The following is a 10810-nucleotide window of genomic DNA, read 5'->3' as shown; positions in this document are numbered from 1 at the left end:
CGATGCCTGAGCGATCTCGTGATGCCCGGACTGGTCACTGGCGTCATCGCTGCCCGCCTGTTTCGCGACAGTGCGGCCAGCCGCCAGCTATGGACCAGAAATGTAAGCGCAAGCTTCCCACGACGGTATAATTGTTCCATTCGCTTTTCCTTCCCCAATCATAGCTGACCCGCGCCTTCGCGGCGTGCGCACCCATCGCGTATGGGCGAAAGCAATGAAACGACCTGCAGACATCTATCTTCGTTTCCTGCAACTGACTGAAGCCATTCGTGGCTTGCCCACGCTGCCAGCGCTTGATCCGCTTGAAGAGAAGATTCTCGAGTTCGTGGCTCGCGCGTCACAGAACAAGGACCGGTTGTCGGTCCGGGACATGATTGGACACGGTGAACTGGGCTCTCCTGCGACACTTCACGGTCGCATCGCGTCCATGCGCGAGAAAGGATGGCTCACCCTCTCCGACACCGAGGACACCCGGCGCAAGCAGATCGAACTCACGCCTGCCGCGCTGCGCTACTTCGACAAGCTCGCCGAAGCGCTCTCGAAGGCAGCGAAGGGCACCTGAGCCGGCGGCATACCCCGCGATCCCGAGCCCGCCAATAGAGGGCGTTCTGCCCGGATCGGCTAATCAAGGCAGTTGTCCCCGTTCAGCCGTGCTGCGTGATTGCGAGCGGCCTTCCCAATCGCACAGAAATCGTTCGCGATCCGAAGTAACCAAAAAAGAACCCACGGACCATATCGGGCAGTGGGTTCGCAAACACACGCCAAAAGCTCGGGTTTTCACAAACCGTCATAACTTTTGGAACAGTAAACATACCGGGTTTGCGAGGCCAAGGCAACCTGGCAGTGGCTTAATACAACACCCAGGGGAAGCTCAGTTCGGTATTTTTGCGCCTGTCACAAAAAGGGCCCCGCTACCGTCTCGAGGCTGCGGTGAGCCGCCAGCAGGTGCATCTGTTTTCGACAAAAGCAGGTTCCAGAACATCCAGACCCGATGTAGTGCCTGCAGGAGCGCCCACCGCCGCGGACCAGACGTAGTTACGTTGCGTCACGCGATGCAGAAAAGCAATGGCCGGATTTTCGCCGCGGCTTTGACGCCGCTGGGCAGATCGTCAGTCAGGCGCCCATACAGGGCCTGCCAGTCGACGGCAAGCAACGGGATCGTCCTGTCGTTGCGGGACCAGTACGCGAGAAAGCGCGCCCAACCCTCGAGGAAAAAGCCCACGCCGGGACTGAGCAGGCACGGAGGTCTCGCCACAAGAGGCACCCGGGCCGCAGGAAATATCGAACAGAGCGTTGCAAGTTCGTCCGCGGCTTCACTGGCAGTCTCCGGTTTGTTTGCACCGGCCAACAGGTGATCCCGCACGACGTCCGCAACACAGGATGTACAGAGCTCGATATAGGAGGCCCGCACCCCACCCAGATCTGCCCACCGGGCAGACGACGCATCCGTCGGCTCCGTCATCCTTCTCAGAACGGGAAGCCTGACGTACGACGGCAGTGCGACAAAATCCGTTTCCTCGCGTTGCAGGGCGTCGCGAAACATCGGGTAGGACAGCAGCCATGAACTGACTGACGGACTGCCACCCTGACGCGAAGGCAGATTCAATTCCGGAAGGCCCGGGTGCAGCGTAGCGATGCTGATCTCCATTCGTTATAAAAATAATAACGAATGGCTGCGCTGCGTGCAAGGGTCTGCCATGGGGATGAAGCGACGCGGCCCTGTCCGTCACACTTGATCAGGCGCACGGGACGCGGGGAAGCGCCATACGGACATGCCAGGGCGCTTTGCTCCCACTGACATCAATGAGACTAAATTCCTGCACCGAGCAACTCGAATATGCGTCTCATATCTTTCCGAATCGTGGCGGGTGAGCCCGCAAACAGGAATGGCTTTTATTCAAGTATTGGCCGCGGGCATGCGATTGTTATCGATGCCCGCCGAGGTGATCTATTTGTAAATCAGGAACCGGTCGCGATTCTTCGCGTCCTTGATCCATGCATGGACGCCCCCAGTTTGCCAAGCGCTCAGTTTGTGACAGGTTATAGGTCAAGATTGCAGCCATGCATTCGGACTTCGCACGGCACTCGCCGGCGGTCCCTGATGGAATTTGCTGGTCAAGGTCTCATCAGTTTGGCGTGCTCTCGCGCACACTGGATCAATCAGATTTTCTTGACCACGGTCTTACCTATCTCGCCATCACATCTTGATTGCCTGTGCAATCGGCTGAAGTCTCCTGCTGTTCGTTACAATTTATAGGTGCATCGAAGTTTATGCCGCACTCGCGCTCGCCATGTAGTCACTTCGGAACTCGCGTGCATGAGTCAATAGTGCCCACACGACGCGCACGTTCTTGTTTGCGAGTGCTACCGCGGTAACATTCGCGTTGCGCCGCTGCAGCAAGTTATGCAACCAGCTCTCCTTATCTTCTTTCCGATTGGCCGCGTAGATGACTGAACGCGCTCCATGTATCAACAGCGTCCGCAAATAGGTGTCGCCTCGCTTGCTTATGCCCAGCAGCACATTCTTGCCGCCACTGGAGTTCTGTCTGGGCACCAGACCCAGCCATGCAGCAAGCTGGCGCCCGTTTGCGAAGCTCTTGGCATCACCGATAGAGGCCACTAGCGCGCTCGCAGTAATCGGACCAATGCCCGGCACGCGCGCGAGCCTGCAGCTGACTTCGTTTTCGCGGTGCATCACCCGGATTTGCGCTTCCAGCTCACGGACCTGGCGGTCGAGTTCCTTCACGTGTTCCAGGAGACGCTCAATCAGCTGCCGAAAGGATCCTGTCAATTCGTTGGTCGCGTCTTCGAGCAAGCCGGGTACTGCCCGGCGAGGTGTGTGATTCCTTGTGGGATAACAAGCCCAAACTCACTTAGCAGACCGCGTATCTGGTTAGCTTGTGCGGTGCGCGCCCGAACGAAACCTTGACGGACGCGATGCAGCGACAGCACCGACTGCTGCTCAACGTTCTTGATCGGGACGAAGCGCATGTTCGGCCGCGCGACGGCCTCGCAGATAGCCTCGGCATCCGCGGCATCATTTTTGTTTACCTTCACATACGGCTTCACGAACTGCGGCGCCATCAGGCGCACAGTATGTCCCATGCCCTGCAGCTTTCTAGCCCAGTAATGGGCGCTACCACATGCCTCCATTCCTATAAGACACGCCGGCAGGTTGGCAAAGAACGCCGCCATCTGATCACGCTCTTTAGCACTTTCTTCAGCACGGCTCGACCGTGCTCATTCACGCCATGAATTGCAAAAACGGTTTTTGCCAAATCAATGCCAATCGTCGTAATCTTCATGTTGGGCGCCCTCCTCGATTAAGTGGTAGCTTCGACACTTCCACTTTGGCACACCGATGCCGTTTCGGGTGGGGGCGCCCATTCCATTAGTTTGGCGCGCGTCCCGGCCCGGACCAGGTAGCAGGATCGCGATATTTCGCAGTCAGTGGAACGTGCGCGACCCTTGGTCTGCCGCGTCGGCTCCCGAAGATATCCCGCTCGGTATATCCGAACTCCACAACCTTTGCACGTATATCGGCAAGCACCGTGTCGAACTCCTGCTGCCGCATAGCGGCCGCCTGACTCTTGAGTTCGTCAAGTTGTGCTTTCAGTTCCTTGTACGTTGCCACGGACTTCCCCCATGTGGACTCCTTGCGGTCATGATAGTGACTTTGTCACGGCATTGATCCGAATCGGGATGACCGAGCGACGAGTCTGGCCTTGGGCCTGTGTCCGCGAATTCGCAAATCACGGGCAATATTCGGCGGCCGTTCCATGACGAACGTTCACACTCTTTTGCAGGGATGGACTGACGCGTGGCCAGTTCGTTCCAGCGCTTTTCACGAGGATCGGCCGACACAACGGACCCTTGAAGCGGCGCATTACGCAGTTGTGAACACCTCGCACACCTTGTCGGCCACGCGAGCAATGAACAGGACAAGGCGGCAAAGGCTGCGCATTGCGTTATCCTGAAGCGTCCGCCCAAAGGGAACACGCATGAAGCTTTCGAAATTCCTGTTACTGATGGCAGTGCCGCTGTCCACCACCGCTTACGCGCAAGCCTCGCAGACGTTTCACTTCGGCGAAGGCCAGGACTCGCCGCAACTTGGACGTACCACTTCTCCTCCGCCATTGCCCGCAGCCCAGACTACAGAGCCGCTGTCCCAGGGTGAGCCTCATCCGCACACGAAGCCGACGTTAGAGTCCCAACCAAAGGCGAAATCGAAGTCGAAGCACCGGCAGCACCATCGGCACCATCCAATCCACCCGTCACCGCTTAAGAATCCGTATTCACATCCTTGAGTCGGGCAGCACGCCAATCGTGTGTCAGCCATCCAGCGAATGACTGGACTATCTGGCATTCCTCGCCGACTGTCGCACAATTAATTCGCTATACGAATTGATATGATGTGACGACGCTCAGTGACCAAAGATGAAGTTTCACCAGAGTCGACATTACAGCTCGAATGATTGCAATTTCAACGGCCGCCCAGACTGTTTTGCGTAATCTATTGAACGCGTCCGTAGTCCAGCCCGTACTCATATTCGGTGCACGGTAGCTGGCTAAGGATCCGACGCGACGCCATTGTCGTGAAGGACAGTGCCTGTGGGATGCGCGAACAACCGGAACGACGGCATCCACACACGGAACGCGCGGTGACGGGATGGCATACAGCACGGGTGGTTGATCATACGCATTCCGGGCCAGTCGGAGCACGACATGGCCTGTCAGGCGGCAATGCTTTCCTCAAATTCGAATAGCGCTCCCTCGTGAGCCTCGAGCATGGTGCGTATATCGGGCAGCGCACGGCGAACCATTGGGCGCGCAGACCTCGGGAGATTCGAGCAGGCGAGCTCGATATCGCCGCTTCTGTGCTCGCCGAGCATCGCGAGCGTCACGCACGCCTGCTGGATATCTTTCTGCGACTTGACCAGCATGTTGGTGCGCAAGCGTGAAACGAGGATCTTGTGGATCGCGAAGCGTGCGGGGTCCGGCACACGAACCGGCACCGCGCCGTGCCTTGAAAGCAGCGTGCCCATGTGGGACTGGCCGAGCAGGTAGGCGAGATAAGGCATGCCGCTCGCATGCGCGCCGAGCTCTGGAACAGCGACGGTCGGAAATGTGTTGCCCTTCGAAGGCACAAGCAGATCGACGTGAAAACGCGTCCGACCCGCCTGCTTGAACGACGTGGACGGATCGCCCCTGTTGAACCCCGGCACCGGCACGAAGTCGATTCCGGTTTCTTTCAGGATTTCGAGCAGGCCACCTGACGGCACACCCTGTAGCGCGAGCTGGCGGGCGCGCGCGATATCGATGTCCTCGGTCTCGTAGGCAAGCGCCTTGATGCCAAGGCTGTTGAGAAGAACCGCGTACGCGTGAGAGCCCACGAGCACCGCGCCGGCCTCGAAAAGTCCGTAATTGTGGAGGACCGCCATGGTCGCGTAGGTCTTGTTGTCGGCAATCTGGAAGCCGAGCTTCGCGAGCTCCCGGATGCGGCTGATGAGGTCTTTGGACTGCTCGATCTGTGCCATCACCGCAGCGACGCGCTCCTCGGCCGCCGGATCGCCCTTGGGTCCGCCAAGACTCGCCTGCTGCCGCTTGCCCTCCGCGTTCATGAACTGCCGATAGTAGTAGACAGCGTTTCCGCGATGGTGCTCGGTGATCGTGCCCGGCGCACCCACGAGAACCCGCCCCTGGCTGGCGGCCGCCTGCTCGACGTTCGCGTACTGGGAGCAAAATGCCTGATCGTGTCGCTGGTAAAGAGGAAATCCGTGCATGCCAGAGAATTGCAGTAATTTTTTGTATTTTACTGCAAAAGGCGAGTTCATGATTGCAGTAATTTTATGAGAATTACTGCAATCAACTTGGAATCCCTCAGGCCACCAACCCCTAGCATGCCCGATACCCCAGGCGAACGGTGCAAGGTTACCCGGCGGTACCGGGCGCATCGGTTAGGATATGTTGGGGCCATGCCCGGTCCGCGACCTCATTGTCGGACTTCTCACCCCGCACCGGCTGACGAATCGCCGACGTCTCGAATTCATGTTCAGGCGCATCGCTGGGCCAACGTCTGTGGCCCCGTCCGCGTGCTTTAGCACGCCGAGGGCCACCCGATGCCTGTGCGCGGGCATCGGGTCTCACCAGATGCAGGACTTCGAAGCCTGTTAGCCGATTGATGAAGAGAATGACGCAAACTTACGTTTTTCAAATTCCGGTTGCGGCAGTCGATCGCGCACGTCCATGCAGAACGTCGAGCCACGATTCTGGCTTTCTATCAATCACCTTTTGCCGGTTTCCGACATGAGCTCGCCGCACGTCTTGCATGTATAAGAGGCGTATCCGTGCGAGTCCCTGCCGTTGTTCACCAGTCCGGTCGTGCGAATCGAGTCCCACTGAGAAGAGTACGGTTCATCGTCATCGCACGCCACCTCTTCGCCGTCGTGTCCGTTGACGCACACGAAGTATCTACGTATCAACGTCGTCATCGCTGCCCTCCTGCGGCTTACGGTTACTGCGAAGCGGCGCTCCAGCCGCGCGAGCTGGCCGTACAGGCCCATTCGTGCAGGTTCGCGTTCCCGAAGAGTCGTGTCCTGCACCATCCGCTCCGTATTGCGCTGTCCATTCATCCCGCGACTGACGTGAGCGCTAGCGAATCGCCGTCCACGAGATGGTCAGGCTGGAATCCCGGTCAATTGTTTGACAATTTTCAATGCCCTGACGATCGAGGCCTGCAGAAAAAAGACGCCGCGCAAGTGACGCGCTGCATTGCCCGGCGCCAGCTATCCGATGGCCCTTGCATGACCGTCTCCGTCAAGGACCGGCACACGCAGCGCGGCGCCGCAGCCTGGGTGACAAAGCGGCACGCCAACGTGGTCGGCGCGTCCACGGTCCGGAACGGAGGGATGCATCCCTTCGAAGCGCGAAGATGTCCGGCGCAGTGTAGATGCCGTGGTGCGTCGCGCAACGATGCTGGAGATAATCGTTCAATACTGGATCAGCATTGCGGTTCGGGCCGGCTCAACCGCGTGTTCCCACTAGAGCGAAGCGCGCCAGGCTGCCGGCCTGCGACCGCAGTTCCACCCGCGGAGCAGGACACGACGGGCAGCGCAAGTCGCGCAACGGCGCGTCGGATAACAGCGTCGACTTTGGGAGTCCTGCCTACGGGACAGGCCTTAAAATATACGACTCCAGCATTCCGCTACAGGGAAGTATGGTCGGTCCACACCGGTTTCACAACATGCAGTGAGTTCTTCTTCCCCGTTCCGCAAAACGCACGCGCACGTGCCGGGCTTTGGCCTGTCGCGCGCCCGTCGAAACGTCCGCGTAGGTTAGCGACGAGTCATTCGCCCGCTCGCCGACGCGAAACTGTTGAAATGCCGGATCCCAGGACGCAGTGTGATTCTGGACTTCGGGAATCCCCGCGGCGCAGAAATGTTCTTTGGCAGTCGGTCAGTCTGGTGACGCAGCTGTTGTGACAGCGCACACGCCTCACACGTCGAATGCATGCAGTGCCCGCAGGCAGCTTCGGGCAGCTTCGGGCAGATGCAGGCCGGAGCTGATCGCGACGGCTCAGGCATCACACCGCCCACTCACGCGCCACGGTATCAACGTTTCAGTGCAGCCGAGCGAGGTTACGAAGGTGCGAATCGCCGTCCCGCGTAACGCGAGGCCGTATGGTCCCCTCAAGTGTCTCCAGGGCAACCAGCTGGCGTTCAGGCAGGGTGTGGCCACGCTTCTGGCCACGGCGGCGGCGGTCGCAGGCTCGGTACCCAGTTGCCGGGTGACGCTACGCATCATCCAGATGCCGATACCGAGACGGATAAGCGGGTTCGTGCCCAGTTCGACGCAGTACCAATCCCGAAAAGTCCGGCAACCCTGTATCGATTAAACGAGCACGCGCAAGTCAGGTTTCATGGTGCGATGGATGTCTGGCCCTGACGCCCGGGCACGCGAACAGCGCAGTACCTGACTCGGTTATCGGCGGCATCATTTATTTCTTCATACAAATTATGCGTTTTCGCCGCGAGAATTGTCCGATTCAGCCGCGCACAGTCATGGTGCGCGGCAAATTACACGGCTACCCTGATCGACGGCAACGACGCTTACGCCGCAGGGCAGATTCCGGTGCGTTCGCGACTGCGCCAGTCTCGTCCCCTCCCTGGTAGCGAGCGTTCGCACAACGCCAGTTTCCGGAATCTTTTGGAATCCATAACATCGGCAAAGATCCAGGCACGAAGGTCCCCCGCAGGGTGACCCGCGCCTGGCGTCGTTATCCGACCACCCGCGCCTCAAGCCCGCTGCGTACCGCCAGATCGAAACGCTCAGGGCGAATATGGAACACCGTCGCCTCGCACGCGCGCCCGTCAGCAAGTCGCGAGGTCCGGCGCAGCACGAGCAGCGGCGCACGCGGGGACACTTCCAGATACGCGGCGATATCGCTCGCCGCGGCAACCGCCGTGATGGTCATGTCGGCATCGACGATATGCCAGCCCGGCAGCCGTTCGAGCATCTCGTACGACGGGAGAGCTTGCGCCTCCTCGCGCGAAATGACACTTGCTTCGGGCAGCAGGCAGGTCTGCGCGAGCGCGACAGGCGCGCCATCGACGCGGTGCAGGCGTTCAAGATACACACAATCCGTGACATCGGCGGCGAAGGTCTCGCGCAGGCCGGGCGGCACTGCACACGCTTGCATGCGCAGCAGTTCCATGCTGGCCCGCGCGCCCTGCGCCGCCAGCGAGTCGTAAAAGCCGCGCAACACGTCGAGCCGGTGCTGCAGACGCCGGGGCTTCACGAACGTGCCCTTGCCCTGCTTGCGCTCCACGATGTGCGTCTCCACCAGACGGCCGAGCGCCAGCCGGACCGTCACCCGGCTCACGTCAAAGCGATCGCCCAGTTCGGCTTCCGACGGCAACTTGCCCGACGGCTCATAGATGCCCTGCCCGATTTCCTGCTCAAGCGTCGTCGCAATCTGCTCATAGAGCGACGTCACGTCTTCCCGCACCAACATGGTTAAGGTCCCTCGCTGCACTCGCGCCTCGCCTTGAGCGAGATTCGCGATATCGATATGAAAAGCAATTGGATGGCCCAGCTTGTATTAATACGTATTATGCCATCCTGACCCGCCAACGATAGCAGCATCGGCTCGAATAACGAACGCAGGAAAGCATGACAGTGACAGACAAGATCCTCGACGCGCCGCCGCTCGAGCGCCCACCACATGATGAAGCGGCCCTCCATCCGCGCGAAAACGAACCTGCGGATGCACATGGCCACGCTGGCCCGCGCAGCGGCTCCGCGCTCCTGCGTGCCCGCCTCGGCTTCGTGGCCGCGTGGTTCGCCTTCATCGCGCTCGCGTGGCTCATGCCGACAGCCGCCGGGCTCGACGCGAACGGCCAGGCCACGCTTGCCGTGGTCGCGTGGGTCGCGATCGTCTGGGTGACCGAGGCCATTCCCGTCGGCGTGAGCGGCGTTTTGATACCGATGCTGCTTGTGCTTTCACATGCGAGTCCGGGTTTTCCGAAGGCCGCAAGCGGTTTTGCGGCGCCCGTCGTGTTCCTCTGCCTCGCGGCATTCCTCTTTTCGGCGATCATGCAGGCAAGCGGCCTCGACCGCCGCATTGCGCTGGCGCTGCTCGAGCGCCTGAAGGTGCGCACCGCCAACGGCGTGATCTGGGCAATGTTCGCCGTCAACTTCGTGATGTCGATGGTGGTGCCGGCCGCGAATGCGCGCTCGGCCGCGCTGCTGCCCGTCACCAACGGCATCGTCCAGCTGTTCGGCGATTCGCCGCGTGAGCGCGCCGCGAAAAAGGCCATCGTGATCCAGTCGCTCGTCTACGGAGCGATGATCAGCGGCATGTGCATTCTCACGGCGCATCTGCCGAACATGGTCGTGTCAGGCCTGCTCGAAAAGCAGCTCGGCATCCACATTTCATACTTCACGTGGTTCAAGCTCCAGTGGCCGTATCTGGGCATGTTCGCGATCACGCAGTGCTGGGTCCAGTACTATTTCCGCTCGCGCGCCGTGCAGATTCCTGGCGGACGCGCCGCCATCGCGACGATGCGTCGCGCACTCCCGCCTGCCTCGCGCCATGACTGGCTGGTGCTGGTCCTGTTCGCGGGCGTGGCGGTCCTGTGGGCAACGGAGCCGCTGCATCACCTGTCGTCGGAAATCGTCGCGCTGATCGCGCTTGCCATCCTGTTCGCGCCAGGCGTGCTGCGCTTCGGCTGGGCCGAAGTCGAGCAGCGCACGATCTGGGGCACGCTGTTCCTGCTCGCAGGCGCGCTCTCGTTGTCCTCTGCGATCAGTTCGTCGGGGCTCGCCCAATGGGCCGCCGATCACATCTATCTCGTCGCGCACGGGCATGGCTGGTGGCTCGCCATTGGCCTCGTCATGGCCGGCACGCACATCATCCGTATCGGCATGCTGTCCAACGTCGCTGCTGTCACCATGATCGCGCCGATCGCGCTTGCGCTCGCTCCGCGCCTTGGTCTGCATCCGGTCGCGTTCACGATGCTGGTCAGCGACACCGACAGCTTCGCCTACCTGCTGCCCACGCAGATCACGGCAGGTGTGATTGCCTACAGCAGCGGCGTGTTCACGACCGCCGATTACGCCCGCGTCGGCGTGGTCTCGGTGCTGATCGCGATCCTGTACGGGCTGTGCGTGATCGCACCGTGGTATGCGTTCATGGGCGTGCCCGTCTGGGACGCGTCCGCGGCATGGCCGTTTGCGCATTGATACTTGCGCGCACTCGCATGGTCACGTGCGCGCGATCCCTTACCCGCCTTATGGACCCCCACCCCAG

6 protein-coding genes and 1 pseudogene are annotated in these 10810 nt (G+C 60.5%); 2 read left to right on the top strand and 5 right to left on the bottom strand.

The window, feature by feature from the left end; genetic code table 11:
- Positions 1–214 precede the first annotated feature (214 nt).
- Positions 215–562, top strand: coding sequence for a transcriptional regulator (locus tag ACOJB8_RS35340; protein WP_069268351.1), 348 nt, complete (start codon positions 215–217; stop codon positions 560–562).
- Between the two features lie 483 nt (positions 563–1045).
- Here ACOJB8_RS35340 and ACOJB8_RS35335 read toward each other — a convergent pair whose 3' ends face one another.
- The 5 genes and pseudogenes from ACOJB8_RS35335 to ACOJB8_RS35315 form a co-directional block, all read right to left on the bottom strand.
- Positions 1046–1648: a hypothetical protein gene (locus ACOJB8_RS35335; RefSeq protein WP_475016819.1), complete on the bottom strand. Its 603-nt coding sequence runs from the start codon at positions 1646–1648 to the stop codon at positions 1046–1048.
- Between the two features lie 621 nt (positions 1649–2269).
- Positions 2270–3305, bottom strand: a pseudogene (locus ACOJB8_RS35330) (IS110 family RNA-guided transposase).
- A gap of 86 nt (positions 3306–3391) precedes the next feature.
- Positions 3392–3634, bottom strand: a complete 243-nt coding sequence (locus tag ACOJB8_RS35325) for an H-NS histone family protein (protein ID WP_475016817.1) — start codon at positions 3632–3634, stop codon at positions 3392–3394.
- 1099 nt (positions 3635–4733) lie between these two features.
- Complete coding sequence (locus ACOJB8_RS35320) at positions 4734–5954, bottom strand: GSU2403 family nucleotidyltransferase fold protein (RefSeq protein WP_475016815.1); 1221 nt, start codon at positions 5952–5954, stop codon at positions 4734–4736.
- Positions 5955–8275: 2321 nt separating this feature from the next.
- A complete protein-coding gene (locus tag ACOJB8_RS35315; protein WP_368619845.1) occupies positions 8276–9034 on the bottom strand; it encodes a GntR family transcriptional regulator in 759 nt (252 codons plus the stop codon).
- Between the two features lie 137 nt (positions 9035–9171).
- Between ACOJB8_RS35315 and ACOJB8_RS35310 the strand changes: the two genes are divergently transcribed.
- Positions 9172–10743 carry an SLC13 family permease gene (locus ACOJB8_RS35310; protein ID WP_475016813.1) on the top strand — a complete coding sequence of 524 codons (1572 nt, stop codon included), beginning with the start codon at positions 9172–9174 and terminating at the stop codon, positions 10741–10743.
- The last annotated feature ends 67 nt before the right edge of the window (positions 10744–10810 follow it).

The organism is Paraburkholderia sp. BR10141 (assembly GCF_056155635.1).
This window is presented reverse-complemented; position numbering and strand designations above follow the sequence as displayed.